Below are 26,782 nucleotides of genomic sequence, written 5' to 3'. Positions count from 1 at the left end.
TGGGTGGTCACGGCGCGCTGGTGTGTGCCTTGCGCAATCCGGGTCGCTACAAATCGGTGTCGGCATTTTCGCCGATCAGCAATCCGATCGATTGCCCGTGGGGCCAGAAGGCATTCTCGCGTTATCTGGGCGAAGACCGCTCGCGCTGGCGTGAATGGGATGCCAGCGTGTTGATTGCCGAGGCTGCGGAAAAACTTCCGACGCTGGTTGATCAGGGTGATCGTGACGATTTTCTGCTCAATCAGCTCAAGCCAGAGGTTTTGGTTCAGGCCGCGAAGGCTGCGCATTATCCGCTCACACTGCGGATGCAGCCTGGCTATGACCACAGCTATTTCTTCATCGCCAGTTTCATCGAAGACCATCTGAGGCATCACGCTGCAGCCTTGAACAGCTAACGCGCGCCAAAGCAGGTAGAATCACGCCCTGACTTTTTTCAGGGCGTTTTTTTATGCGTATTGGCCATGGCTATGATGTGCACCGTTTCGCTGAAGGCGATTTCATTACCTTGGGCGGCGTGCGGATTGCACACGGGTTCGGCCTGCTGGCCCACTCCGATGGCGATGTCCTGCTGCATGCGCTGAGCGATGCGCTATTGGGCGCGGCAGCGCTGGGCGACATCGGCAAACACTTTCCCGACACAGACCCGCAATTCAAAGGCGCTGACAGCCGCGTATTGCTGCGTCATGTGCTCAAGCAGATCCACGGCAAAGGCTGGAAGGTCGGCAATGTCGACGCCACCATTGTCGCCCAGGCACCGAAAATGGCACCGCACATTGATGCCATGCGTGCGTTGATCGCCGAGGATCTGCTGGTGGAGCTGGATCAGGTGAACGTGAAAGCGACGACCACGGAAAAACTCGGCTTCACCGGCCGTGAAGAAGGCATTGCGGTGCATGCTGTCGCGTTGTTGCTGCGCGCATGAACGAACTCGAACTGCTGGGGCCGCGGGCGTACGGCGATGCACTGGGGCGTGCAGCCCTGAAGGCAACAGCCGAAGACTTTCAGGTTGACGAAGTACTCGACATCCCGCTGTCCGGCGATGGCGAGCACTTGTGGCTGTGGGTCGAAAAGCGCGGCCTGAACACCGAGGAAGCCGCTCGCAGGCTGGCACGTGCCGCGGGTGTTCAGTTGCGTACGGTCAGTTATGCCGGGTTGAAAGACCGCCAGGCGCTGACCCGTCAATGGTTCAGCATTCAGCTGCCGGGCAAGGCCGATCCGGACCTTTCGGCCGCGCAGGACGCTACGCTGCAGATTCTCAAGAGCGGGCGACACAAGCGCAAGTTGCAGCGCGGTGCCCACGCCGCCAATGGTTTCACGCTCAGGCTGACCCAACTGGAGGGTGACAAGGAGGCGTTGAATCAACGCCTTGAAACCATCGCCCTGCAGGGCATACCCAACTATTTCGGTGTGCAGCGTTTCGGCTATCAGGGCGGCAATCTGGGCGAGGCGCGCGATTACGCAGGCCGTAAGGCGCTGCCTGAACAACGTGCAGTGCGTTCGCGGCTGTTGTCCACCGCGCGCAGCTACCTGTTCAATCGTGTCTTGGCAGCGCGTGTTGCCGATGGCAGCTGGCAGAAGGCTCAGGTAGGCGATTTGCTGGCGTTCACTGACAGCCGCAGCTTTTTCCCGGCTGATGTTGATGAATGCAGCGACCCCCGACTGGCCATTCTCGACCTCCATCCCACCGGCCCGCAGTGGGGTGAAGGCCCATCGCCAGCTGGCGGTGCCACCGCAGCGCTGGAAAACGCCATCGCCAACGATGAGTCGGTGCTGCGCGACTGGCTGGTCAGGGCCGGCATGGAGCACGAACGTCGCATCCTGCGACTGCCCATTGGGCGGCTGACGTGGCATTATCCCGAGCCTGACATTCTGCAACTGGAATTCGTCCTTCCGCCCGGATGCTTTGCCACTGTTTTGGTGCGCGAACTCGTTGATCTGGTGCCGGTTGGGCAGACGGACAGCCCATGCGTATTCTGATATCAAATGATGACGGGGTGAACTCGCCCGGTCTCGCAGCGCTCTATGCGGCGCTGGCGGACTATACCGAGTGCGTGGTGATCGCGCCTGATCAAGACAAGAGTGGTGCCAGCAGTTCGCTGACACTTGATCGGCCGTTGCACCCGCAAACCCTGGCTAATGGCTTCATCAGTCTCAACGGTACGCCGACCGACTGCGTGCACCTGGGGATTCACGGGCTGCTGGAGCGAGAGCCCGGGATGGTGGTTTCAGGCATCAATCTGGGTGCCAATCTGGGCGACGATGTACTGTATTCCGGAACGGTCGCCGCAGCGCTTGAAGGGCGTTTTCTGCAGCGTCCCTCGTTTGCTTTTTCGTTTTTGTCCCGTCAGCCGGATAACCTGGCGACGGCGGCGCATTATGCGCGTTTGCTGGTCGAGGCCCACGAGCAATTCGACCTGCCACCCCGCACGGTACTGAACGTGAATATTCCGAACCTGCCGCTGGAGCATATCCGCGGCATTCAACTGACCCGATTGGGCCACCGTGCCCGCGCTGCGGCGCCGGTCAAGGTGGTCGATCCGCGGGGTCGCGCCGGTTACTGGATCGCTGCTGCCGGCGACGTCGAGGACGGCGGTGCCGGGACCGACTTTCATGCGGTCATGCAGGGTTATGTGTCGATCACCCCGTTGCAGCTGGATCGCACCTATCAGGACGGCTTCAGCAGCCTGAACAACTGGCTGGAGGGGCGGCGCTGATGTCTCGCGAGCAGGATGATCTACTACGACGCGGGATCGGGATGACCTCGCAGCGAACCCGCGAGCGCCTGATTCAGCGTCTGTGCGAAGAAGGCATCGCCAACCAGCGTGTGCTGGACGTTATCCGCAAGACGCCCCGGCACCTGTTTGTCGATGAAGCGCTGGCGCATCGCGCCTATGAAGACACTGCACTGCCAATCGGTCACAACCAGACCATTTCCCAGCCTTACATGGTTGCGCGGATGAGCGAGCTGCTGCTGGCAGCCGGGCCGCTCGACAAGGTCATGGAGATCGGCACCGGTTCCGGCTATCAGACCGCCGTGCTGTCGCAACTGGTGGAGCGGGTGTTTTCGGTCGAGCGCATCAAGGGCCTTCAGGACCGCGCCAAGGAACGGCTGGTCGAACTCAACCTGCGCAACGTGGTTTTCCGCTGGGGCGACGGCTGGGAGGGCTGGCCGGCGTTGGCGCCCTACAACGGCATCATCGTGACGGCAGTCGCGACCGATGTGCCGCAGGCGCTGCTCGATCAACTGGCCCCCGGAGGCCGGCTGGTCATACCGGTGGGGGCTGGCGAGGTTCAGCAACTGATGCTGATCATTCGTGAAGAAAACGGTTTTTCCCGGCATGTACTCGGCGCTGTGCGCTTCGTCCCGCTGCTCAATGGGCCGATTGCGTAAAGATTGTCTGCACCCGCGAGTGAATTCTGGCGTCAGTCCTCGGTCTACAGCGCGCGGCCCGAAATGTTAAATGGCCTGATGGCATCATTTCATGTAGCTGATTGATACATAACAACGTTTCAGCGCTTAATCACTGGCTGCCCGTCGCTATTACGGCACAATAGGCATCTTTTTGAATTCAGTCACCGGTAAAAGGGAGTGGCGGGTGAGTCTCACAGTCATTCAGCAGCTCAGGTCTTCAAGAAATTTTCAGCGTCTGGTGATTGGCATTGCTCTCAGTGTCCTTTTGGTCGGCTGCTCCAGCTCGCCCTCGGGCGGCGTTCGCGTGGTCGATCGCAACGGCAACACCGTAGCGCAACGTCCGACAGTGACCACCGGTCAGTATGTCGTCAGGCGCGGTGACACGCTCTTTTCGATTGCATTCCGTTACGGCTGGGACTGGAAAGCGCTGGCGGCGCGCAATCAGATCCCGGAGCCGTTTACCATCAAACCAGGTCAGACAATTCGCTTTGACGGACGCTCCTCTTCAACATCCGAGGTCGCTTCAGGGCCTTCCGGTACACGTCCGGTGACGACCACATCGACCAGCACGAGCAGCTCGGGCTCGGTCAAAACCACGGTTATTTCCAAGCCGATCACGGTTGTACCTGTGGTGATACCTCCCTCCGCGACCACCGGCACAGGCCCGGCGGGCAAGTCTCCTACGGGTTGGACCTGGCCTTCCAGTGGCATTTTGATAGGTAAATTTTCCTCAAACGGCAGTTTGAATAAAGGAATTGATATCGCTGGTGATTTGGGACAGCCTGTTTTGGCAGCGTCTGATGGTTCAGTTGTTTACGCCGGAAGTGGATTACGGGGCTACGGCGAATTGATCATCATCAAACACAGCGACACCTACGTCAGTGCCTACGGTCATAATCGCAGGTTGTTAGTACGGGAGGGGCAACAGGTCAAGGCAGGGCAGACGATTGCCGAGATGGGGTCAACAGGAACTGACCGGGTGAAACTGCATTTTGAGATTCGCCGCCAAGGGAAACCTGTAGATCCATTGGGATTCTTGCCACGCCGTTGATAGTTGCCAGCCTGTTCCTGACGTAAATAGGAACAGGCTCACGTGTTGCCATGGAACCAGGCGGCACTGGAGCTTGAGGTCGAACTCACCAAAGGACTAAAACAATGGCTCTTGGCAACGAAGCGCCGGAGTTTGACATCGATGATGAAGTGCTCCTTATGGAAGCCGGCATTGTCCTGAAGGAAGCGTCAAACGAGAAGCAGCCTGCTGCTGCCTCGGGACGCACCAAGGCCAAGCAATCAACGTCGCTCAAACAACACAAATACATTGATTACACGCGGGCGCTCGATGCTACCCAGCTGTACCTCAATGAAATCGGGTTTTCCCCTCTGCTGTCTCCGGAAGAAGAAGTGCATTTTGCGCGGTTGTCGCAAAGTGGAGATCCGGCCGGGCGCAAACGCATGATTGAGAGCAATCTGCGGCTGGTGGTTAAAATCGCCAGGCGTTACGTCAATCGTGGTCTTTCATTGCTGGATCTGATCGAAGAGGGCAACCTTGGCTTGATCCGCGCCGTTGAAAAGTTCGATCCCGAACGCGGCTTCCGCTTCTCTACTTACGCCACCTGGTGGATTCGTCAGACCATCGAGCGTGCGATCATGAATCAGACCCGGACCATCCGGTTGCCGATTCACGTGGTCAAAGAGCTGAACGTCTACTTGCGTGCAGCCAGAGAGCTGACCCAGAAGCTCGATCACGAGCCATCCCCTGAAGAGATCGCCAACCTGCTGGAAAAACCGGTAGGAGAGGTCAAGCGCATGCTGGGCCTTAACGAGCGCGTATCGTCGGTGGACGTATCTCTGGGACCTGACTCGGACAAGACCCTGCTCGACACCCTGACTGATGACCGTCCGACCGACCCCTGCGAGTTGCTGCAGGATGATGATCTGTCGCAGAGCATTGACCAGTGGCTATCCGAGCTCACCGAAAAGCAGCGTGAGGTCGTCATCCGCCGCTTCGGTTTGCGCGGGCACGAAAGCAGCACGCTTGAAGATGTAGGGCTTGAGATCGGTCTGACGCGCGAGCGTGTAAGGCAGATACAGGTTGAAGGGCTGAAACGCCTGCGTGAGATCCTCGAAAAGAACGGCCTGTCCAGCGAGTCACTCTTCCAGTAAACCTCCCACCGCGTAAACCCGAAGCCGATATAACACATGATGTGTATATCGGCTTTTTTGTATGTCTTTCGTCATTTCAATCGTTCGAGGCCATTTGCCCGGTGATGCCGTTGTTGCCGGCAGCACGGGGCGTGATCGGGTGGGCGGTGTGCAAACCTTGTAAGTCATCGCGCACGCGTGTTGTAAGTTATCTAGGTATCAAGGGTGAGACTTGTCGTCATGCAGTCGTTTTTTTATTGGCAAGCTCATGATTTAAAAGCATTTTTATTTTTCAGGCGTGCTACTGCAGAAATATTCTGGAGCGTTTCGGGTGTTGCTCTGTGAGGTTAAATCTCTACTATCGAAGCTGTGCCAACGGACAGGCACAGGCCATCAAGGATGACGGTCAGGACATCGCGGGAAGCGATTCATCAGGACGATGACAAGGGAATACAGGGATTAAGGACAAAATGTGGGCGGGTCATACCGCCCCTTTTTTTCGTCTATGCAAAAGTGAATTGTCTAGTCCTGAAATAGGTTTACACCTGTTTCACGCTCAAAACGCCCGATGCACCGCATCTGGCGTTTTGTATTTCAGGGATAAGTGTGGCCGCTCCCCATTGTAGATCTGCACCGATTCGTCAACCATTTTCACTGCATCTGCCAAGTCTTTAGGCCGATGGAGTAGAAACTCGGTCTTCAAAATCCCGTTTACTCGCTCGGCCATAGCGTTCTGATAACAGTCATAGCCATCAGTCATCGAGCACCGGACTCCATGCCTGGTATGCAGCTGCTGATAGAGATCGGAGCAGTACTGGGCGCCGCGATCTGAATGATGAATCAGCATCTGATCGGTTTTTCGCTCTCCTACCGCTTTTTCCAGTGCCTTCATCACCGATTGGGCATGCAGGCTCTCATGCACGTGATGGCCAACGATCTTACGTGAGTACGCATCTGTCACAAGGCTCACGTAGGCCACGCTTTCCTGCGTAGGCAGATAGGTTATGTCTGCAACCCAGACCTGTTCGGGTCCATTGGCCACGACTTGTTCTGGACCTGCTTTGAGCAGGTTGGGGTGGCGACGGAAGCGATGATGGCTATGAGTGGTCTTGTGATAAGCCCGTTTACGCGGAACCAGCTCGCGCGCACCACGAAGGATAGTAAACATACGATCTCTACCCACGCACAACGACGCAGGAGCTTCGACGCTCATCAAGTAGTGCAGCTTGCGCGTTCCCAACCTGGGCTGGCGACGCCGCTTTTCCAGGACGAAGTCCACCACCTCTTGGTCTTGGCAGACTCTCGCGTCAAAAGCGCGATTACGCTTGTAATACGCTTGGCGCGAAATACCCATGAACAGGCAAGCCCTGGTAATGCTCAGGTCTTGGATTTGCCCTTGCGAGAGGACTTGCCGGGTGGCTTTTTTACGACAGAAACGCCGTAGTCATTTTTCAGAACGTTGACGACGGCTTCAAAGAACTGAGCCTTCTGATTGCTCAGCTCCAGCTGTTCTTCAAGCTCTTTAATCCGCTGCTCGGGTGTCGGCGGGAGGGTTGGCTCGGTCATGGACCTGCTCCTCTGCTCTCGAATTGATGCGCCTTGGCTCCAATCCTGTCGACCGTGCTTTCGTAACCAGACCAGCACCGTCGACCGGCCTTGGATGCCATAGCGTCGTTGGGCTTCTTTATAACTCAACTCGCCTTTTTCAACCTGATCTACGACCGATAATTTAAAGGCTAGCGTGTAATCGCGCTGGCTGCGCCCTTTACCCGAATCCATTGAGTCCTCCTGAGGAAAGGTCAGAAGGTGTAAACCTTATTCAGGACGGGACAAATTTCAAAAAAAGGCCCTTGAAAGGGCCTTTTGTCTGTCTGGAGATCAGCGTTCCAGATGTTCGATCTTGCCTTTCTTGCCATCCCAGTCGGCAGCATCGGGCATACCGTCTTTCTTCTCGGTGATGTTGGGCCACACCTCGGCAAGTTCGGCGTTGAGCTCGATGAAGTTTTCCATACCGGCCGGGATCTCGTCTTCCGAGAAAATGGCGACGGCAGGGCATTCAGGCTCGCAGAGCGCGCAGTCGATGCATTCGTCCGGGTGAATCACCAGGAAGTTGGGGCCTTCGTAAAAGCAGTCCACCGGACAGACTTCTACGCAGTCGGTGTACTTGCACTTGATGCAGTTGTCGGTGACGACGAAGGTCATTTCTAATTTTCTCCTCAGGCGGCTGCGGCAGAGCCCTTCCAGACAGGGTTGCCAGGTTCGGGAGGTTTCCCGGCCCTATGAAAACACGTGCTTTTGGTGGGTGACCTTGAGGCAGTCGGACTGCGTCGCCTGCCACCTACCCTTGGTTCGCTGCGTTTTCACGCGGCTCGAAAAACAGCCCGGCCAGGCTAAAAGCCGAGAGCATCCCAAACCGCGCGGGATTCTAACAGTATGTAACGCCTCGCGTCACAGGCGAGTTTGCAATGTATAGAGCAAATCCAGCGCTTGTCGCGGGGTCATGTCGTCGACCTTGATCTTCGACAGTTCGTCGAGCACCGGGTGCGGCAGGCTTGCGAACATATCGGTCTGTTGCGGGATCGCAGGTTTGCCGGGTTTCGCGCGCGGTTGTTCGTGCGGCAGGCTGGTGGTTTCCAGGCGCTGCAAGTGCTCTTTGGCGCGCGTGATGACTTTCCCCGGAACGCCCGCAAGCTGCGCAACCGCCAGGCCGTAGCTCTGGCTGGCCGGCCCCGGCAGTACTCTGTGCAGGAACACGATTCGCTCGTTATGCTCGGTGGCATTGAGGTGCACGTTGTTCACCAGCGGCTCGCTTTCCGGCAAAACCGTCAGCTCGAAATAGTGCGTCGCGAACAGCGTGTAGGCACGCAGTTGCGCCAGGCATTCCGCCGCCGCCCAGGCCAGCGACAGACCGTCGAAGGTGCTGGTGCCGCGCCCGACTTCATCCATCAGCACCAGGCTTTTATCGGTGGCGTTGTGCAGGATGTTGGCTGTTTCGCTCATTTCCACCATGAACGTCGAGCGTCCGCCGGCCAGATCGTCACTGGAGCCGATGCGGGTGAAGATCCGGTCAACCAGCGACAGCTCGCAGCTGGCGGCGGGCACGAAGCTGCCTATATGGGCCAGCAGGACGATCAGCGCCGTCTGGCGCATGTAAGTGGATTTACCGCCCATGTTCGGGCCGGTGATGATCAGCATGCGCGTGCTGTCGTCCAGTGCCAGATCGTTGGCCACGAAAGGCGTGCTCAGCACCTGCTCGACGACAGGGTGGCGGCCCTGTTCGATGCGCATGCACGGCTCGGCGACGAAGCGCGGGCAGTTGAGGTCCAGATTCAGCGCGCGCTCTGCAAGGTTGCTCAGTACGTCCAGCTCGGCCAGTGCAGCCGCGGTGTCCTGCAGCGGCGCAAGGTGGCCGATCAGGTCTTCGAGCAACGTCTCGTAAAGCATCTTCTCGCGAGCCAGTGCGCGACTTTTTGCTGACAGCGCCTTGTCCTCGAACTCTTTGAGTTCCGGCGTAATAAAGCGCTCGGCCCCCTTGAGGGTCTGGCGGCGAATGTAGTCGGCGGGCGCCTGTTCGGCCTGTTTGCTCGGCAGCTCGATGAAGTAGCCATGCACGCGGTTGTAGCCGACTTTCAGATGGCTCAGTCCGGTCCGGGCTTTTTCCCGGGCTTCCAGATCAATCAGGAACTGACCGGCGTTTTCGCTCAGCGATTGCAGCTCGTCCAGCTCGGCGTCATAGCCGGTCTTCAGCACGCCGCCGTCACGAATCACGGCAGGCGGGTTATCGTTGATCGCGCGTTGCAGCAGGTCAGCCAGTTCCGGGTAGGTACTGGCGGTCTGTGCAAGTTGCTGCAAGTGCGGCGCATCAAGGTCAGTCATCGCCTGTTGCAACTCAGGCAGTGCACTCAGGGCGTCGCGCAGACGGGCAAGATCCCGTGGCCGAGCGTTGCGTAGACCGATCCGCGCCAGAATCCGCTCGATATCGCCTATTTCCTTGAGTTGCGGTTGCAGGTTCTCGAAGCGATAGCGTTCCAGAAAGCAAGTGATGGACGTCTGACGAGCCTGAAGAATGCTCAGGTCGCGCAGCGGACGATTCAGCCAGCGGGTCAGCAGTCGCGTGCCCATCGCGGTCTGGCAACGGTCCATGACCGATTGCAGCGTGTTATCGCGGCCACCGGACAGGTTGGTGTCCAGCTCCAGGTTGCGACGGCTGGCAGCATCAAGGATCACCGTGTCGTCGAGACGCTCGTGACGCAGGCTGCGCAAATGCGGCAGGGCAGTGCGCTGGGTTTCTTTGGCGTAACCGAGCAGGCAGCCGGCAGCGCCAATGGCCAGCGTCAGGGTTTCGCAGCCAAAGCCTTTCAGGTCTTGGGTTGAAAATTGCTGACACAGACTTTTATGGGCCGAATCACGCTCGAAATCCCATGGCGCGCGACGCCGTGCACCGCGACGTTTTTCAGCGGGCAAACCTTGCGGCCAGTCATCCGGGATCAACAGCTCGACCGGATTGATGCGCTCAAGCTCGGCCAGCAGGTTCTCCCAGCCTTTGATCTCCAGCACGCTGAAGTTGCCGCTGGTGATGTCCAGCACAGCCAGGCCGAACAGGCGTTCGTCACCGAGGACGGCAGCGATCAGGTTGTCTCGACGCTCATCCAGCAAGGCTTCATCGCTGATGGTGCCGGGCGTAATGATGCGTACGACCTGACGATCCACCGGGCCTTTGCTGGTGGCCGGGTCGCCGATCTGTTCGCAGATGACCACCGACTCGCCCAGCTTCACCAGCTTGGCCAGGTAGCCCTCGGCCGCGTGATAGGGAATCCCGCACATGGGGATGCTTTGCCCGGCCGACTGGCCGCGGGCGGTCAGGGTGATGTCCAGCAGCTTGGCGGCTTTCTTGGCGTCTTCGTAGAAGATTTCATAGAAATCGCCCATGCGATAAAACATCAGTTGATCCAGGTGCTGGTTTTTGAGTTTCCAGTACTGCTGCATCATGGGCGTATGTGCGGAGAGGTCGGAAATTGCTTTATTCATCAGTGGCTTAGGCAAGTTCTTGAGAAGAGTTGGGCAACCTTGAGGCATGACGGTTGATCCCTCTTTGAATCGAGGGGGCGTCTGCCGGGTCTGTGCGATGGGCGCAAGGTTATCACGCACGGCAGAGTGGTGCAGTGACGGCGTGGCTGCTGCTTATTGGTGACCAGGCGTTTCCTGGCAGCCATGAAGATCGATTTGCCGTATAGACTTTCCATCGCCGCCACTCGATAACCGAGTGGCAACTTATAAAAAGGGACTTTTATATGAAGAACTGTATGAAAAACAAGCGAGCAAGGGACTCTGTCAACGGGCGCTTTATCCCCTTGGACGAAGCCAGAAAAAGACCGAGAGAAACCACGGTGGAAACGGTCAAAAAGCCCGAGCGCAGGAAAAGCGACTGATTGGCCGGCCATTGCAGAGCCGCCGAACTGTGCTGGCGATCACTTTACAAACCTCGTGCATGAACAGGAGAACACTGTGGATCAGATAACCGGGCTTGCCGACACCCTGGGCAAGCTTCTCGACGCAATGAACGCTCAAGTGACCACTGCCGAATCCTGCACCGGCGGCGGTATCGCTGAGGCGATAACACGTATCGCCGGCAGTTCGGCGTGGTTCGAGGCAGGATACGTGACCTATTCCAATGCCCAGAAGACCAGGCAACTGGGTGTTTCAGAGGCGTTGTTCGCGCAGGTCGGCGCAGTCAGCCAGCCGGTCGTCGAAGCCATGGTCAGCGGCGCGCAACGTGAAAGTGGCGCGCGCTTCGCTGTGGCGGTCAGCGGCGTGGCGGGGCCTGGTGGCGGTTCGGTCGACAAGCCGGTCGGTACGGTGTGGCTGTGCTGGGGTGATGGTCATACGCTTGTCGCCCACTGTCGCCGGTTCGATGGCGACCGTGATCAGGTGCGTCGACAAACGGTCGAAGCCGCGCTGCAAGGGCTGATACAGCTTGCGCGTGGAGAAATGCCAAATCAGGGGTAGGCGCGCGCTCATCGCTGTGGAATAATACTGTCTACTTATACAGGTGTTGTGGCCATCAAGGCCCTAATTGAATTTGATTACGTGAGGACTTCAATGGACGACAACAAGAAGAAAGCCTTGGCTGCGGCCCTGGGTCAGATCGAGCGTCAGTTCGGTAAAGGTGCCGTGATGCGCATGGGCGACCATGATCGCCAGGCAATTCCTGCCATCTCTACCGGTTCGCTCGGTCTGGATATCGCACTCGGTATCGGCGGTCTGCCAAAAGGCCGGATCGTGGAAATCTACGGTCCTGAATCTTCCGGTAAAACTACGCTGACCCTGTCGGTCATCGCGCAAGCCCAGAAAATGGGCGCTACCTGTGCGTTCGTCGACGCCGAGCACGCACTTGATCCCGAATACGCCGGCAAGCTTGGCGTCAATGTCGACGACCTGCTGGTCTCGCAGCCGGACACCGGCGAGCAGGCGCTGGAAATCACCGACATGCTGGTGCGCTCCAACGCCATCGACGTCATCGTTGTCGACTCCGTTGCGGCGCTGGTGCCCAAGGCAGAGATCGAAGGCGAAATGGGTGACATGCACGTGGGTCTGCAGGCACGTCTGATGTCGCAGGCGCTGCGCAAGATCACCGGTAACATCAAGAACGCCAACTGCCTGGTTATCTTCATCAACCAGATCCGCATGAAGATCGGTGTCATGTTCGGCAGCCCGGAAACCACCACCGGTGGTAACGCGCTGAAGTTCTACGCTTCGGTACGTCTGGATATCCGTCGCACCGGTGCGGTGAAGGAAGGCGACGAAGTGGTCGGTAGCGAAACCCGCGTCAAGGTCGTGAAGAACAAAGTGGCTCCGCCGTTCCGTCAGGCCGAGTTCCAGATTCTCTACGGCAAGGGTATCTACCTCAACGGCGAAATCGTCGACCTGGCCGTTCTGCACGGTTTTGTCGAGAAGTCGGGTGCCTGGTACAGCTATCAGGGCAGCAAGATCGGTCAGGGTAAAGCCAACTCGGCCAAGTTCCTGGCAGATAACCCGGAAATCTGCAAAGCGCTCGAGAAGCAGATTCGCGATAAGCTGCTCACGCCTGGCGTCGACACCAAGGCTGTCGGTTCCCGTGAAGCTGTTGTTGCCGATGACGTGGCCGAAGCAGACGCTGATAGCTGATATCCATGCCTGCTGTGCTTGATACGCCTGTCGCCATAAGGCGAACCGCAATGGACCTGCTCGCACGCCGCGAGCACGGTCGAGTCGAGCTGACGCGCAAACTGCGTCAGCGCGGCGCCCCTCCTGAACTTATCGAAGCGGCTCTTGATCGACTGGTCGAAGAAGGGCTTCTGTCTGAATCCCGTTACCTTGAAAGCTTTGTTTCCTATCGGGCGCGCTCGGGCTATGGCCCTGCTCGTATCCGGGAAGAGCTTAACCAGCGTGGCTTGCAACGCGCTGACGTCGAACAGGCGCTCAAGGAATGCGGCGTGAACTGGCAGGAAAAACTTCATGAGGTCTGGCAACGCAAGTTTGCCGGAGAGCTGCCTGTCGATGCTCGTGAGCGCGCCAGGCAGGGGAGGTTCTTGAGTTATCGAGGCTATCCATTGGATATGATCGGCCGCTTGCTAAGCGGCCGTGGTGGGGATGACTGATAGTTCAGAGCGTCTGTTGTGGCGCTTGCTCCTGCGCGGCATCTCTTACTGCTGAGGCATCTGCCCAGTGTTCCTGCACGTTGATGTAGTCCACCAATTCACGAAGCCTGCCCTGATTGCGCCCTGTGAAGGTAAACGCAAGTCGCGTCAGGTGGCTGAATTGAGCCTCATCGTGCTCTTCACCCTGATAACCGTGCTGGTGGAAGTTTTCATTGATGCACAGGTCGGCGAACGCTGCCTGCATATGTTCAAGCGCCTGCTCACTGAGTGCATGATGCATGCGGATCACGAATTTATTCTTCAGCCAGCGGCTGGAGTGGAAGTTGCGGTAAAACTGGTTGATCTCTTCCACTGCCTCGTCGGGGCTATAAACCAGTCTCATCAGTTTCATGTCGGCTGGCAAAATGTAGTGGTTGTCCTGTAGCTGATTCTTGATGAAGTCCAGCGCGCCTTGCCAGAAGCTTCCGCCAGGGGTGTCCAGCAAAACGACAGGCACCAGCGGGCTTTTGCCCGTCTGTATCAGCGTCAATACTTCCAGCGCTTCATCCAGTGTCCCGAACCCGCCCGGGCAAAGCACCAGTGCGTCGGCTTCCTTGACGAAGAACAGCTTGCGAGTAAAGAAGAAGTGGAAAGGCAGCAGGTTTTCAGTGCCTTCCACGGTCGGATTGGCGTGCTGCTCGAATGGCAGCGTGATGTTGAAACCCAGGCTGTGTTTGAGACCGGCGCCCGCGTGGGCTGCTGCCATGATGCCGCCGCCTGCGCCAGTGATGACCATCATGTCGGACTGGGCCAGTTTTTCGCCCAGTTCTCTTGCCTGTGCGTAAAGCGGATGCTCCATGGGCGTACGGGCAGAGCCGAACACGGTGACTTTGCGGCGGCCCTTGAAGCGTTCCAGTACCCGAAAGGCTTTGTCCAGTTCGCGCAGGGTCTGCAGCGTAATCTTGACGTCCCAGCGGTTGCGGTTGTCTTGGGCCATACGCAGCACCGTGAGCATCATGTCTCGGTACAGCGGCAGATTTCGTGTGCCTGGGGCCACTTCGTTGATGTGCGCTTCAATCTTGCCGGTCAGGCCGAGACCGTTGCTTTGAAAGTGTCGGGATAGAACATCGTCAGGTACATAAGGCATTCGGGATTTCTCCTCCTGCAGAGTCAATGGCCCACTGGGCGCGTTGAATCGATCATGTGCCGGTTCGCAGAGAAAGGCTACCCGTTCTCGGTTCGTTTGCAGGCTTGATAAGTTTCAGAATGTCTATGGCCGGTTGGCCGAGCGCGCCTGGTGGTCAGGCGCGCGAGAAGGGCGCTGCGTATCGGTGCAGCTTACTTCTTGGCTTTTACAGTGCAATCTGAAGCCTGAAAGGTCTGGGTCGCGACCGGGCGATTGGTCTTGTACTCGATGAACTGATATTTGAGTACCGCGCCCTTGGTCATCAACTGGCGAAAGCCGTTGTTATGACAAACGCTGTTGCCCAACTGATTGCGCATCACGTCCGGGTTGGCACGCATCTGCTGCGCCTGGCCTTCACGCACGCTGAGGTGATTGATCAACTGGTTGCCGCTGACGGTGTAGCCCTGATCGAGAATGTCTTCGTTGATCGCTCTCGGCGTGCCGACACTGCTTTCCTTCGCGACTTTTTCCAGCATTTTGCTGAGTTCGAAGTCCTGTTTCGACGCCGCTTGGGCGCACAGTGGAGCAACGAGCAAAAGCGTGAGGGTAGGGACGATAAGGCGCAGCATTAAACTCTCCTGATTAAGTGGCTGGCCGTTGGACCAGCGACTTCAAAGTGCGTTCCGGGCAACCCGCCGATAACACGGGTTGCGGTGGCGCAGCAGTATAGAGCAGGAGTCTGCACAGAGCCTAGGCTCTGATAAACTGCGCACACTTTAACCCTGCCGAGTTTTTCTGGTGTCGATGTACTCCCTGTATTGGCGTGACCCGCAATGAGCCATGCCGTTTCCCGCCTGCGCGATGAGCGTATGGCCCGCAGCACCAAGCCGTTTATCGCGCGCGGCTCCCGCGCCCCGCGCTGCCCGCAATGCCGGGTCATCGACAGTTATTGCCTGTGCGCGTGGCGACCGACGGTGGCCGCCGAGTCGGGCATGTGCCTGCTGATGTACGACACCGAACCGATGAAGCCGACCAATACCGGCTGGCTGATCGCGGATGTCATCAAGGACACGTATGCCTTCGGCTGGTCGCGCGTTGAAATCGACGCGCACTTGCGGGCCTTGCTGGACGACCCGCAGTGGCAGCCGTACATCGTCTTTCCTGGCGAGTTTGTCGCCCAGGAACGTGTGGTCGCTGAGGTGGCGCGCGAAGACGGCAAGCGCCCGCTGTTCATCCTGCTAGATGCCACGTGGAACGAGGCGCGCAAGATGTTTCGAAAAAGCCCTTACCTGGAAAAATTTCCGGTGTTGAGCCTGGCGCCTGAGCAGATTTCGCGTTACCGCTTGCGTCGATCCAAGCGCGACGATCACTTCTGCACCGCTGAAGTTGCCGCCTTGTGTCTGGAGCTGGCAGGGGACGTGAGCGCCAGCGGCGTGCTGGATGCTTATCTGGACGTATTCAGCGCCCATTATCTGGGTGCAAAATTTCAACGGCCGATTGATCCGGATGACGTGGCGCACACTTATTTAAAAGCTTTCATTTAGAGGCTTTTCGCCGCGGGGCGGTGCGGGTCCACTCTTGCTGGGCTAATTGCCATCCCTGTTCACAGACAACCGCGCTTCGCGCTTGACCGTCATGGTGTTGCTGGGCATGCTTGGCGCCGCCTGGAAGCCGATTCATCTGGTCTGGCGTTGCACTGCTGCCGTCGTTGAATGACGATGAGCGCAGTGCGAGTTGCCAGCCTTGCTGTGCGGCCGGTTTTGCCGGCCACTCACTATAAAAACGGGATCACTACATGACCTACGACATCCTGATCGCTGATGATCATCCCCTGTTTCGCAGCGCGCTGCGTCAGGCGTTGACCATCGGTCTTGGGCCTGAAGCGCGACTGGTCGAGGCTGAAAGCATTGCCCAGCTGGAATCGCGTCTGGGCGAGAAAGCCGATTGGGATCTGGTTCTGCTGGACCTGAACATGCCGGGGGCGTATGGCTTCTCCGGGCTGGTCCTGCTGCGCGGTCAGTACCCGCAAATACCGGTGGTGATGGTTTCGGCTCAGGAAGAAGCGTCGATTGTGGTGCGTTCCAGGGAGTTCGGTGCCAGCGGGTTCATACCCAAGTCCAGCTCGCTGGAAGTCATTCAGCAGGCGGTGCGCACCGTGCTCGATGGCGATGTCTGGTGGCCACCGCAGGTCAACGAATTCGTCAGTGTGTCAGATGAGGCCAAAGCTGCCAGTGCGGGCCTTGCCAGCCTGACACCGCAGCAGTTTCGCGTACTGACCATGGTCTGTGAGGGCTTGCTGAACAAGCAGATCGCTTCCGAACTCAGTGTGTCCGAGGCCACTATCAAGGCACACGTCACCGCTATTTTCCGCAAGCTTGGCGTACGCACACGGACCCAGGCAGCCCTGTTGTTGCAACAGCTTGAATCCATTTCGTCCAGTTAAGGGCTATTCAGGTAACCAGGCTTCACGCTTTTTTGACCTTTATTGCCTTAGCTTTCCTCATCTTTTTAAACAGCAGTCTTTCTATGTCGCCCTTCAAAGGCCAAACCGGTCTGAAACGTATCCTCAATGCCGCAGGTTATTCCCTGGACGGCCTGTCCGCTGCCTTCAAAGGCGAAGCCGCATTCCGTCAGTTGGTACTGCTTAACGTGGTACTGATTCCGCTGTCGTTTTTCCTGCACGTCAGCAAGGCGGAGCACGCGTTGCTGGTTGCCGTGTGCCTGCTGGCGCTGATCGTGGAGTTGCTCAACTCCGCCGTCGAGGCGGCCATCGACCGCATTTCTCTGGACCTGCATCCGTTGTCCAAGAACGCCAAGGACATGGGCAGTGCGGCGCAGTTTATTGCGCTGAGCATGATCGGTCTGGTGTGGGCGATCGTTCTGCTGGGCTGATTCAGTACAGGCTCGGCAATACGATCTCGTCGCTGCGCTGTACGCCAGCGGTAAAGGCGCGGCACAGTTCAAGAAACTCGCGCATGGCAGAGGTCTGGTATTTCTGCTTGTGCCAGATGAAATAGAACTGACGCGACAGATCCAGCTCAGGCGTGGCCAGTTCGACCAGATTGCCGCGACGAAACGCATCGCGCAGCGCCAGTCTGGAAATGCAGCCAATGCCCAGTCCCGACTCGACCGCTCGCTTGATGGCTTCGGTGTGCTCCAGCTCCAGCCGCACATTCAGGCCGTTGCGATGATGACGCATGGCCTGATCGAACGTCAGGCGCGTGCCGGAGCCTTGTTCTCGCAGGATCCAGGCCTCGCGGGTCAGTTCTTCCAGTGTCACCTGCGCGCGCTTGGCCAGCGGATGCTGGGGCGCACAAAACACCACAAGCTCATCCTCGACCCAGGATTGCACTTCGATGTCCGGGTGACTGCAATCGCCTTCGATCAGGCCCAGGTCAATCTCGTAGTGAGCAACCTGCTGGACGATATGCGCTGTGTTCTGGACGTGCAGCTTGACCTGGCTTTCCGGGTGACGCTGCATGTAGCCGCCGATGAGCAGGGTCGCCAGGTAGTTGCCGATGGTCAGCGTGGCCCCCACGGCCAGCGAGCCAAAGCCTGATTTGCCATTGAGCAGGTCTTCGATTTCCTTGGCCTGATCCAGCAGCGCAACGGCCTGAGGCAACAGTTGCCTGCCGGTGGCGTTGAGGCTCAGCCGTTTACCGGCACGATCAAATAGCTGGCAGCTCGACTGGCGCTCCAGTTCGGTGATGGAGGTGCTGGCAGCCGACTGCGACAGCGAAAGCAGCACTGCCGCTTTGGAGACGCTTTCCTGTCGGGCTACGGCGACGAACACTTGAAGCTGGCGGAGAGTAAATCGCATATCTATATAACCGATAACCTATATCTTGATAATTCATTTAACAGATATTGTGTCTGCCACTAGAATGTCGCGCAATAGCGCAGTGCTTCTGCGCGCACTATTTTTTCAGGAGTCCTCACGTACATGAGCAACATGAACCACGAGCGTGTCCTCAGCGTCCACCATTGGAACGACACCCTCTTCAGTTTCAAGTGCACCCGCGACCCTGGTCTGCGTTTCGAGAACGGTCAATTCGTCATGATCGGTCTGCAGCAGCCCAATGGTCGTCCGCTCATGCGCGCTTACTCGATTGCCAGCCCGAACTGGGAAGAGCATCTGGAGTTCTTCAGCATCAAGGTGCCGGACGGCCCGCTGACCTCGCAGTTGCAGCACCTCAAGGAAGGCGACGAAATCATCATCAGCAAGAAGCCTACGGGTACGCTGGTGCTGGATGACCTCAAGCCGGGCAAGCATCTATACCTGCTGAGCACCGGTACAGGCCTCGCGCCGTTCATGAGCGTCATCCAGGACCCGGAAACCTACGAGCGTTTCGAGAAGGTCATCCTGTGCCACGGCGTGCGTTACGTGAACGAGGTCGCCTATCGCGAGTTCATCACCGAGCACCTGCCGCAGAACGAGTTCTTCGGTGAATCGCTGCGCGACAAGCTGATCTACTACCCGACTGTCACTCGCGAGCCGTTCGAGAACGAAGGCCGCCTGACCGATCTGATGCGCAGCGGCAAGCTGTTCAGCGACATCGGCCTGCCACCGATCAACCCTCAGGACGACCGCGCCATGCTGTGCGGCAGTCCGAGCATGCTCGACGAAACCAGCGAAGTACTGAACAGCTTCGGCCTGACTGTGTCTCCGCGCATGCGTGAGCCGGGCGATTATCTGATCGAGCGTGCATTCGTCGAGAAGTAAATCAGGCTGACAAGACCCGCCTTTTCCTTGACCGGATCAGGCGGGTTTTTAGTGCGCGGGATTTGTTGCAGACATCGTTTCAGGCGCGCAGCACTTCAAGCACACAAATAACGCCCGTTTGCGGGTAGTGCCAGCGCACATCCACATCCCAGAACCGGGCACCGTAGCGGCGTTCCGGCGCAGGCAGCTGATAAGCTGGACGCGGGTCCTGCGCCAGGCACTGTTCGATCAGCTCGACCAGCGGCTCACTCAGGCGTAATGCGTGTTCACGAGCCTGTAGAAGGGCGGCGTTCTGCCATTGCACCGGTATCAGGGCCGGCGCAGAACTGGCAATTTGGTTGGTCGCTTCGGCAATGACATCGGCGTAGGGCACGTAAGGCTTGATGTCGAGCACTGGCGTGCCATCCAGCAAATCGATGCCCGACAACCACAACCGGCCGGCTTCCACCTTGTCCAGCTTGACCACGGACTGGCCGATGCCATTGGGGCGATGCGTTGCCCGAGTGGCAAATACGCCCATCGATTGATTGCCGCCCAGGCGTGGCGGGCGCACCTTCAAACGCGGTTTGTCTTCCAGCGCCAGATGGAACAGAAACAGCAGCCAGACATGACTGACCTGTTCCAGCCCCTGTACGGCTTCACCCTGATCGAACGGCGCGACCAGCTCGAGCACTCCGCGAGCGGCCGGAGCCAGCTGTGGCTGGCGCGGGATGGCGAACTTCTCCTTGAAGCAGGAGCGCACGAAGCCGACAGGGGAGACGTTGTAACTCATGGTGTCAGCCGGTTCAGCCACGTACACGCAGGGTCAGACCCTTGAGGAAGTTGCGCAGCAGTTGATCGCCGCACGCGCGGTAGTTGGTGTGCCCGACCTTGCGAAACAGTGCGCTCAGCTCTGGCTTGGAAACCGGAAATTCTGCAGCTTTGAGGATGGCATGCATGTCGTCTTCTTTCAGTTCGAAAGCTACACGCAGTTTTTTCAGAACGATGTTGTTGGTGATCGGTAGATCGATCGGCTGCGGCGGACGGCTTTCGTCCTTGCCGCGCTTGAAGTACACCAGCCCATCAAGGAAATGCGCCATGATTTCATCGCTGCAATCCAGATAGCCTTCTTCTTCCTCTTTCTTCATGAAGGCGATGACATCGCTTTTGGATACTTCAAAACCGGTCAGGCCGATGATCTCGACAATCTTGCTGTCGCTGATATCGAGCATGTAGCGCACGCTGCGCAGTACGTCGTTGTTCATCATGAGGCGTGTTTCCTGATAAGTCGTATGGCGGCGCATGACGGCGATCATGCGCGCTGAAAATAGGTGAGGGTGGCGAAGGCGTTAAAACTTTTCCTTGGTCGTCATGTAGCGCCACTGGCCTTCGGGCAGTTTACCCATGGACACGCCGCCGATGCGGATGCGGCGAATGGCGACGATTTTCAGGCCGACGGCCTCACATAAAAGGGCGATGATGCCGGGCTGCGGGTTTTTCATCGCAAAACGCAGGCGGTTCTCGTTCTGCCAGCTGGCCTTCACGGCGGGCAGTTCCTTGCCCTTGTAGGTCAGGCCGTGGTTGAGACGGTTCAGGCCGTGAGCGACCATCTCGCCCGAGATTTCCACCACGTATTCCTGTTCGATTTTGCTGCGGTCGTCGGTGAGCTTGCGCAGGATTTTCCAGTCCTGGCTGAACACCATCAGCCCGCTGGCATTGGCTTGCAGGCTCGAAATCGCCTCAAGGCGCATGAAATGGCCCTTGAGCGGACGCTTGCTGTAGCTATGCTCTGCAGAAAGGGTGCCCGGGGTAATCATCTGCAAGGCGCTTTCGGCGCTGGCCGAGGCAGGCTTGTGCAGAATGATGGTGACCGATTCCGGCGAATCGGCCTTGGCCTCCGGGCTCAGTTCGATTTTCTGGGTGCTGACCTTGAAGTGCGGCTCGTCGATAACCACGCCATCCACTGTGACCCAGCCACCCTCGATAAACAGTTCGGCCTCCCGGCGGGAGCAACCGACCAGCTCGATAAGGCGTTTGGAAAGGCGAATGGGGTCTGTCATGACAAAAAAGCCGCTTACTGATGAGAAAGAAGCCATTGTAACCGCCAAAGCCCGGTTAATCGCGGCAACATTGCATTTGCTCTGCAATCGACATCATGGCGGGCTGATCAGGCGCATTCTGAGCATGGGGTAAGGCTGGCCAAGACCATCGACTTCAGAGCGGCTGACAACCTCAAACCCGTGCTTGCAATAAAAGCCCAAGGCTCTGGGGTTCTGCTCGTTCACGTCCAGTTCGGTAATGCCGAAGTGGCCGACAGCATGTTGCAACAGCTGTGTGCCCAAGCCCTGATGGCGGTACTCCGGAGCGACGAAGAGCATGTCCAGCCGGCCACGGTTGACGCCGGCAAAGCCTGCGATGCTCTGCTTATCGGTACGCAGGCAGAACAACGTGACGCTGTCCAGGTACTGGGTGAGCAAACCCTTGAGCCGGATAACGTAAGCGTCCGGCATAAAGTCGTGGGTGGCGCGTACCGAGCGCTCCCACACTTCAGCCAGTTCCGGATAATCCTTTATGTCCGGTGCACACAACTGCATAGCGCGTCCTCTTTTCATACCAGTCGTCGATAGACACCATCGGCCGACAAAAAAGCCCTGCCGTGTGAAGGGCAGGGCTTTTTGATAACGCGTGGCCGATGTCAGAGCATCTCGGCCCACAGGTCATATTCGTCGGCGTCGGTGACGCGACACATGATCTTGTCGCCCGGCTGGACGGTACTGCCGTCTTCAAGGCCGATGAACACGTTGCCATCGATTTCCGGCGCGTCGAAGAAACAACGGCCTACCGCGCCGCGATCATCGACTTCGTCGATCAGCACTTCGATTTCCTTGCCGATCTTCATCTGCAGGCGGGCGGCGCTGATGGCCTGTTGATGAGCCATGAAGCGATCCCAGCGATCCTGTTTGACGTCATCCGGCACAATGGCGGCGTCCAGCAGGTTGGCAGGAGCACCTTCTACCGGCGAGTACTGGAAGCAGCCGACGCGATCCAGCTGAGCTTCGGTCAGCCAGTCCAGCAGGTACTGGAAGTCCTCTTCGGTTTCACCAGGGAAGCCGACGATGAACGTCGAACGGATGATCAGATCAGGGCACTGCTCGCGCCAGTTCTTGATACGCGCCAGGGTCTTGTCTTCGAAGGCCGGGCGCTTCATCAGCTTAAGGATTTTCGGGCTGGCGTGCTGGAACGGGATGTCCAGGTACGGCAGAATCTTGCCTGCCGCCATCAGCGGGATCAGCTCATCGACGTGCGGGTACGGGTAGACATAGTGCAAACGAACCCAGACCCCCATCGAGCCCAGAGCCTGACACAGCTCGGTCATGCGGGTCTTGACCGGCTGACCGTCCCAGAAACCGGTGCGGTATTTGACATCGACGCCGTAGGCGCTGGTGTCCTGAGAGATCACCAGCAACTCCTTCACGCCGGATTTGACCAGACGCTTGGCCTCGTCCAGCACATCGCCAACCGGACGGCTCACCAGCTTGCCGCGCATCGACGGGATGATGCAGAAGCTGCAACTGTGGTTGCAGCCTTCGGAAATCTTCAGGTACGCGTAATGGCGCGGGGTCAGCTTGACGCCTTGCGGTGGCACCAGGTCGATCAGCGGGTTGTGATCCTTGCGGGGCGGCACGACATCGTGCACGGCATTGACCACCTGCTCGTACTGCTGCGGGCCGGTCACCGACAGCACACTCGGGTGTACGGCGCGAATCACGCTTGCATCGACGCCCATGCAGCCGGTGACGATGACCTTGCCGTTTTCCTTGATCGCTTCGCCGATCACTTCCAGCGACTCGGCCTTGGCCGTGTCGATGAAGCCGCAGGTATTGACCACAACCACGTCGGCGTCCTCGTAGGTCGCAACGACTTCGTAACCTTCCATGCGCAGTTGGGTCAGGATGCGTTCGGAGTCAACGAGCGCCTTGGGGCAACCCAGAGAAACGAATCCGACCTTGGGGGCGGATGGCGTGGTGACGGTGGACATGGCAAACCTCGGCGTGAAGGGCACCTGAACGCAACGCGCAGGCACTGACTGGGCGCTCGTTGCGCCTCTGATCAAAAAGTGCGCAATTCTAGCGGTGAGTGGCCGGGATGACCAGCGTTTGGGTGAGAATAACGATGAGTGTTGTGTGGGGGAGGGCATCAAACGTGACTGAGCTGAGCAAATTATAATGCACCACTCAGCAACGTGTTCAAGGCGATGCCGGGTACTGGAGAGGGGGGTGTGACAATGTCTATGTTGATATCGGGTAAGCCGGTTCCCATGAATTTGTCAGTCCAAAGCCCGCAATTGCGGACTTTGATTCATATGCCGTTTACCTCGCGGACACTCCGTCAGCCCCGCGGCTCACGCATCGGACACCCATTATGCTGGCTGCGAAACCCGGCCGAGTGCTCATAAGCAGGCTTGCGCACACGCATGACTCCGCCCAGCGGGCGGTGTGCTTCCAGGCCTTGCCATGGGCTGAAGGCCATCGCTTCGTCGATTTCCTGAACGCTTTGCTCCGACCACGACGACTGGCGTGGCACATCGATCCGAGCGACGGCCACGTAAGGGCTGAGGTCTTCCGGCCAGACGGCTGAGGCGTCTTCGATGGGCATTTTTTCAAGGTCTGTTGCCAGCTGGATACGGACCTCCCAGCTGGCATCGTTTTCGAGGAAGAACGTTTTGACCGCTTCACGCAAGCCGTCAGGATTATCCTTCAGGTCCACAGCCTTGTCGGTCAACGCAACCAGCTCTGCCGAGATGGGAACGATGCTCAGTTTTGCGTAGTAAGGCCCGTACAGAAAAGGCACGACCGTGTAGTACGTTTCGCCGAGGATATGGGTAATCGGATGCCCGCCCAGACTTTTCAGCGTGCCGCTTTCACCCCCCACCGACTCGATCACAGACTCGATGCCCCGAAGTACGGCGGAGAGCGCCTTCTTCATGCCCGGTGCCTTGTCGGTCGTTTTGGCCAGCAGCTTCAAGGTCTTCAAGAAGGCCTTGGGGTCCTTGGCGGTGAATGCCTTGGCGTTCTGCATGACAAAATCCTGCGTAGACGCCTCGGCACTGCCCGGCAATCGCGGTCCTTCGACACCGAAGATTTTGACCGCCAGGCCGCGGGGCGTCGATACCTTGTCATCAAGGATGTCTCCGGGATTGGTCGAGAAGCGCATGACGACTGGCAGGTTGCCGGGTGTCGCAAACGCGCCTTGAGCCAGGGGCTCGGGCAGCTCGCCGTACACCTGTATATGCCCGTGCAGCAGGCCGTGAGCTTTTGCGTGCACACTGCGTATGGCGTGGCCGGTGTCCTGAAACGTGGTTTCAAGGATGGCGTGCATCGCTTCCACCAGCTCTTTACTGGTTTGCGCTTCATCGTCAGGGATCACTTCAAATGAGGGCTGGAAGTGCAATGGCTGAACAGTCAGTTCGTTGGTCATCAGAGCATCTCGGTCAGGAAAGAATCAGGGCGCCTGAGCGTCGATGCGGTTCTTGAGTGACCCTATGAGCGACAGGCCTGACTAGTGACTGGCCGGTTTTGCGGTCGTTCCAAAAGAAACGTCGCGCCGCGATGGCGCGTCAAGGGCGTCGTAACAAGACCATCACACGCAAGATCTGCGTTTCACCAAGAATTACAACCGGTGCTGCGTTATGCTTCGCGCCATCGTGGTCGGGCGTGTCAACGTCTGGCTGAATCTGAATTGTTACGTGTTGTGATGTTCTCAGTGTGTTGAACCTCATGTCTGGTTTCCGGGAGTAGTGGATGAGTCAAACAAACAGTCATGCCCAGGCCGGAGGCACTGCGAAGCCCATCGGGTTGTTGATTGCAGCAGTGGGGGTGGTTTACGGCGACATCGGCACCAGCCCGCTGTACACCCTCAAAGAGGTGTTTCAGGGCGGATACGGCGTAGAAGTCACGCATGACGCGATACTTGGGGTTTTGTCACTGATCTTCTGGTCGCTGATCTGGGTGGTTTCGTTCAAGTACATGGCGTTTGTTCTGCGTGCCGATAACCAGGGTGAGGGCGGCATCATGGCGCTGATGGCGCTGGCGCGCAGGGCGTCGGCCAAACACCCCAAACTGCAAATGATGATGGTGGTGTTCGGCCTGTTCGGTGCTGCACTGTTCTATGGCGACAGCATGATCACCCCGGCGGTGTCGGTTCTGTCGGCGATGGAAGGGCTGGAACTGGCGTTCGATGGCCTTGATCACTGGATCGTGCCCATGGCACTGGTCGTGCTGGTGGGGCTGTTTCTGATTCAGCGCCACGGCACGGCGCGCATCGGCGTGCTGTTCGGGCCGGTGATGGTCGTCTGGTTTTTGGTGCTGGGCGCGCTGGGCGTTTACGGCATCATGCAGTCGCCGGAAGTGCTGAAAGCGGTCAATCCGGCATGGGGTCTGAATTTCTTCATTATCCATCCAGGGATCGGCGTTGCCATTCTGGGCGCTGTGGTCTTGGCGCTGACCGGCGCCGAGGCGCTGTACGCCGACATGGGCCACTTCGGTCGCAAGCCCATCTCGCGTGCCTGGTTCATCCTCGTATTGCCCGCGCTGTTGCTCAACTATTTTGGTCAGGGCGCGCTGGTGCTGGGTAATCCGGAAACAGTGCGTAACCCGTTCTACCTGCTGGCGCCGAGCTGGGCGCTGCTGCCACTGATCGGCCTGTCGACCATGGCGACCATTATTGCCTCCCAGGCGGTCATTTCCGGCGCGTTCTCGATGACGCTGCAGGCCATCCAGCTGGGCTACATTCCACGGATGCATATCCAGCACACCTCCAGCGACGCGCAGGGCCAGATCTATATCGGTGCCGTGAACTGGGCGTTGATGGTGGGTGTGATCATGCTGGTGATCGGTTTCGAGTCTTCCGGCGCGCTGGCCTCGGCCTATGGCGTGGCGGTAACCGGGACCATGCTCTGCACCACGATTCTGGTCTCGACGGTCATGCTGATGCTCTGGAAATGGCCGCCGTTGCTGGCCGTTCCGCTGTTGATCTGCCTTTTGCTGGTAGACGGCCTGTTCTTTGCGGCCAACGTGCCGAAGATCTTTCAGGGCGGTGCCTTTCCGGTGCTGGCAGGCGCGGTGTTGTTCATCCTCATGACCACCTGGAAGCGTGGCAAGCAATTGCTGGCCGAGCGGATCGACGAAGGCGGGCTGCCGCTGCCAATCTTCATTGGCAGCATTCGCGTGCAGCCGCCGCATCGCGTGCAGGGTACGGCGGTGTTCCTGACCGCGCGTTCGGACGCTGTGCCTCATGCGTTGCTGCACAACATGCTGCATAACCAGGTGCTGCATGAGCAAGTGGTGCTGTTGACGGTGGTGTATGAAGACACACCTCGCGTGCCTTCTGCGCAGCGCTTTGAAGTGGAGTCGTATGGCGAAGGCTTCTATCGGGTGATCCTGCACTTCGGCTTTATCGACGAGCCTGATGTACCTGCTGCGTTGGCGCTGTGTCATCTGGCCGAGCTGGACTTCAGTCCGATGCGCACCACCTACTTCCTCAGTCGCGAAACCGTCATCCCGTCCAAGATGGATGGCATGGCGCGCTGGCGTGAAGCGCTGTTCGCCTTCATGCTCAAGAACGCCAACGGCAACCTGCGCTTCTTCAAGCTGCCGTTCAACCGCGTGATCGAGCTGGGTACGCAGGTCGAGATGTAACCCGCTGCTGTACAGCCGTCAGTGCAGACAAAAAAATCCCGGCGACCTTACGGTGCCGGGATTTTTTATGCCTGCAGACTTCGATAG

The 26,782-nt window shown here is 58.3% G+C and carries 27 protein-coding genes; 15 read left to right on the top strand and 12 right to left on the bottom strand.

What is annotated here, in order from left to right; translation table 11 throughout:
• From QRN38_RS01430 to rpoS, 7 genes are all read left to right on the top strand, one after another.
• Nucleotides 1-395: alpha/beta hydrolase-fold protein (locus tag QRN38_RS01430; protein WP_285362354.1), on the top strand; the 395-nt coding region annotated here is incomplete at its 5' end.
• A gap of 53 nt (nt 396-448) precedes the next feature.
• The gene (gene ispF / locus QRN38_RS01425; RefSeq protein ID WP_005766012.1) at nt 449-922 is read left to right on the top strand and encodes a 2-C-methyl-D-erythritol 2,4-cyclodiphosphate synthase; all 474 of its coding nucleotides are present in this window, start codon (nt 449-451) and stop codon (nt 920-922) included.
• On the top strand, nt 919-1,977 hold the full coding sequence (gene truD / locus QRN38_RS01420) for a tRNA pseudouridine(13) synthase TruD (RefSeq protein WP_005766013.1): 1,059 nt from the start codon (nt 919-921) through the stop codon (nt 1,975-1,977). The genes ispF and truD overlap by 4 nt, the downstream gene beginning before the upstream one ends.
• Nucleotides 1,965-2,714, top strand: coding sequence for a 5'/3'-nucleotidase SurE (gene surE / locus QRN38_RS01415; protein ID WP_003377848.1), 750 nt, complete (start codon nt 1,965-1,967; stop codon nt 2,712-2,714). Before truD ends, surE begins: the two co-directional genes overlap by 13 nt.
• 41 nt (nt 2,715-2,755) lie before the next feature.
• Nucleotides 2,756-3,391, top strand: a complete 636-nt coding sequence (locus QRN38_RS01410) for a protein-L-isoaspartate(D-aspartate) O-methyltransferase (RefSeq protein WP_005766015.1) — start codon at nt 2,756-2,758, stop codon at nt 3,389-3,391.
• A gap of 205 nt (nt 3,392-3,596) precedes the next feature.
• On the top strand, nt 3,597-4,463 hold the full coding sequence (locus tag QRN38_RS01405) for a peptidoglycan DD-metalloendopeptidase family protein (protein WP_005766016.1): 867 nt from the start codon (nt 3,597-3,599) through the stop codon (nt 4,461-4,463).
• Between the two features lie 104 nt (nt 4,464-4,567).
• Complete coding sequence (rpoS, locus tag QRN38_RS01400) at nt 4,568-5,575, top strand: RNA polymerase sigma factor RpoS (RefSeq protein ID WP_005616022.1); 1,008 nt, start codon at nt 4,568-4,570, stop codon at nt 5,573-5,575.
• Nucleotides 5,576-6,110: 535 nt separating this feature from the next.
• Here the strand turns inward: rpoS and QRN38_RS01395 are convergent.
• The 3 genes from QRN38_RS01395 to mutS form a co-directional block, all read right to left on the bottom strand.
• A protein-coding gene (locus tag QRN38_RS01395; RefSeq protein ID WP_162839065.1) for an IS3 family transposase occupies nt 6,111-7,333 on the bottom strand; the annotation gives its coding sequence in 2 pieces (ribosomal slippage) (nt 6,111-6,982 and nt 6,982-7,333; 1,224 coding nt in all).
• Between the two features lie 99 nt (nt 7,334-7,432).
• Complete coding sequence (gene fdxA / locus QRN38_RS01390) at nt 7,433-7,756, bottom strand: ferredoxin FdxA (protein WP_005736188.1); 324 nt, start codon at nt 7,754-7,756, stop codon at nt 7,433-7,435.
• 246 nt (nt 7,757-8,002) lie between these two features.
• Nucleotides 8,003-10,570, bottom strand: coding sequence for a DNA mismatch repair protein MutS (mutS, locus tag QRN38_RS01385; protein WP_174518914.1), 2,568 nt, complete (start codon nt 10,568-10,570; stop codon nt 8,003-8,005).
• Nucleotides 10,571-11,059: 489 nt separating this feature from the next.
• On the opposite strand from mutS, the gene QRN38_RS01380 reads away from it, so the two are divergent.
• From QRN38_RS01380 to recX, 3 genes are all read left to right on the top strand, one after another.
• Nucleotides 11,060-11,560: a CinA family protein gene (locus QRN38_RS01380; protein WP_005766018.1), complete on the top strand. Its 501-nt coding sequence runs from the start codon at nt 11,060-11,062 to the stop codon at nt 11,558-11,560.
• A gap of 93 nt (nt 11,561-11,653) precedes the next feature.
• On the top strand, nt 11,654-12,718 hold the full coding sequence (gene recA, locus QRN38_RS01375; protein ID WP_004397594.1) for a recombinase RecA: 1,065 nt from the start codon (nt 11,654-11,656) through the stop codon (nt 12,716-12,718).
• A gap of 5 nt (nt 12,719-12,723) precedes the next feature.
• A complete protein-coding gene (gene recX / locus QRN38_RS01370; RefSeq protein WP_024666841.1) occupies nt 12,724-13,191 on the top strand; it encodes a recombination regulator RecX in 468 nt (155 codons plus the stop codon).
• Between the two features lie 4 nt (nt 13,192-13,195).
• On the opposite strand, the gene QRN38_RS01365 is transcribed toward recX, so the two are convergent.
• Nucleotides 13,196-14,317, bottom strand: a complete 1,122-nt coding sequence (locus QRN38_RS01365; RefSeq protein WP_057418674.1) for an LOG family protein — start codon at nt 14,315-14,317, stop codon at nt 13,196-13,198.
• A 191-nt stretch (nt 14,318-14,508) separates the two neighbouring features.
• Nucleotides 14,509-14,925: a quorum-sensing-regulated virulence factor family protein gene (locus QRN38_RS01360; protein WP_057418673.1), complete on the bottom strand. Its 417-nt coding sequence runs from the start codon at nt 14,923-14,925 to the stop codon at nt 14,509-14,511.
• 204 nt (nt 14,926-15,129) lie between these two features.
• Here QRN38_RS01360 and QRN38_RS01355 point away from each other — a divergent pair, with 204 nt between their 5' ends.
• The 3 genes from QRN38_RS01355 to QRN38_RS01345 all read left to right on the top strand — a co-directional run bounded on the left by QRN38_RS01355 (nt 15,130) and on the right by QRN38_RS01345 (nt 17,188).
• Nucleotides 15,130-15,840 carry a tRNA-uridine aminocarboxypropyltransferase gene (locus tag QRN38_RS01355; RefSeq protein ID WP_005766026.1) on the top strand — a complete coding sequence of 237 codons (711 nt, stop codon included), beginning with the start codon at nt 15,130-15,132 and terminating at the stop codon, nt 15,838-15,840.
• A 251-nt stretch (nt 15,841-16,091) separates the two neighbouring features.
• Nucleotides 16,092-16,739 carry a response regulator transcription factor ErdR gene (erdR, locus tag QRN38_RS01350; RefSeq protein WP_005616037.1) on the top strand — a complete coding sequence of 216 codons (648 nt, stop codon included), beginning with the start codon at nt 16,092-16,094 and terminating at the stop codon, nt 16,737-16,739.
• An 83-nt stretch (nt 16,740-16,822) separates the two neighbouring features.
• Entirely contained in the window at nt 16,823-17,188 is a 366-nt protein-coding gene (locus QRN38_RS01345) for a diacylglycerol kinase (RefSeq protein ID WP_005766041.1), read from the top strand.
• Nucleotide 17,189: 1 nt separating this feature from the next.
• On the opposite strand, the gene QRN38_RS01340 is transcribed toward QRN38_RS01345, so the two are convergent.
• Nucleotides 17,190-18,116: a LysR family transcriptional regulator gene (locus tag QRN38_RS01340; protein ID WP_005736179.1), complete on the bottom strand. Its 927-nt coding sequence runs from the start codon at nt 18,114-18,116 to the stop codon at nt 17,190-17,192.
• Nucleotides 18,117-18,239: 123 nt separating this feature from the next.
• Here QRN38_RS01340 and fpr point away from each other — a divergent pair, with 123 nt between their 5' ends.
• Nucleotides 18,240-19,019 (top strand): ferredoxin-NADP reductase, encoded by a 780-nt coding sequence (gene fpr, locus QRN38_RS01335; protein WP_005616041.1) that lies wholly within the window; start codon nt 18,240-18,242, stop codon nt 19,017-19,019.
• Between the two features lie 79 nt (nt 19,020-19,098).
• Here the strand turns inward: fpr and tsaA are convergent, their stop codons facing one another.
• The 6 genes from tsaA to QRN38_RS01305 form a co-directional block, all read right to left on the bottom strand.
• A complete protein-coding gene (gene tsaA / locus QRN38_RS01330; RefSeq protein ID WP_057418679.1) occupies nt 19,099-19,791 on the bottom strand; it encodes a tRNA (N6-threonylcarbamoyladenosine(37)-N6)-methyltransferase TrmO in 693 nt (230 codons plus the stop codon).
• 13 nt (nt 19,792-19,804) lie between these two features.
• Nucleotides 19,805-20,266 carry a YehS family protein gene (locus QRN38_RS01325; RefSeq protein WP_004397572.1) on the bottom strand — a complete coding sequence of 154 codons (462 nt, stop codon included), beginning with the start codon at nt 20,264-20,266 and terminating at the stop codon, nt 19,805-19,807.
• An 81-nt stretch (nt 20,267-20,347) separates the two neighbouring features.
• Nucleotides 20,348-21,058, bottom strand: coding sequence for an rRNA pseudouridine synthase (locus QRN38_RS01320; RefSeq protein ID WP_007245430.1), 711 nt, complete (start codon nt 21,056-21,058; stop codon nt 20,348-20,350).
• Nucleotides 21,059-21,151: 93 nt separating this feature from the next.
• Nucleotides 21,152-21,592, bottom strand: a complete 441-nt coding sequence (locus QRN38_RS01315; RefSeq protein ID WP_057418672.1) for a GNAT family N-acetyltransferase — start codon at nt 21,590-21,592, stop codon at nt 21,152-21,154.
• A gap of 101 nt (nt 21,593-21,693) precedes the next feature.
• The gene (gene rimO / locus QRN38_RS01310; RefSeq protein ID WP_004397566.1) at nt 21,694-23,037 is read right to left on the bottom strand and encodes a 30S ribosomal protein S12 methylthiotransferase RimO; all 1,344 of its coding nucleotides are present in this window, start codon (nt 23,035-23,037) and stop codon (nt 21,694-21,696) included.
• A gap of 350 nt (nt 23,038-23,387) precedes the next feature.
• Nucleotides 23,388-24,476 (bottom strand): catalase family protein, encoded by a 1,089-nt coding sequence (locus QRN38_RS01305; RefSeq protein ID WP_057418671.1) that lies wholly within the window; start codon nt 24,474-24,476, stop codon nt 23,388-23,390.
• 323 nt (nt 24,477-24,799) lie between these two features.
• Between QRN38_RS01305 and QRN38_RS01300 the strand changes: the two genes are divergently transcribed.
• Entirely contained in the window at nt 24,800-26,695 is a 1,896-nt protein-coding gene (locus tag QRN38_RS01300; protein ID WP_007245433.1) for a potassium transporter Kup, read from the top strand.
• The last annotated feature ends 87 nt before the right edge of the window (nt 26,696-26,782 follow it).

It is taken from the genome of Pseudomonas sp. CFBP2511, from assembly GCF_030209255.1.
Lineage (GTDB): Bacteria > Pseudomonadota > Gammaproteobacteria > Pseudomonadales > Pseudomonadaceae > Aquipseudomonas > Aquipseudomonas avellanae.
This window is presented reverse-complemented; position numbering and strand designations above follow the sequence as displayed.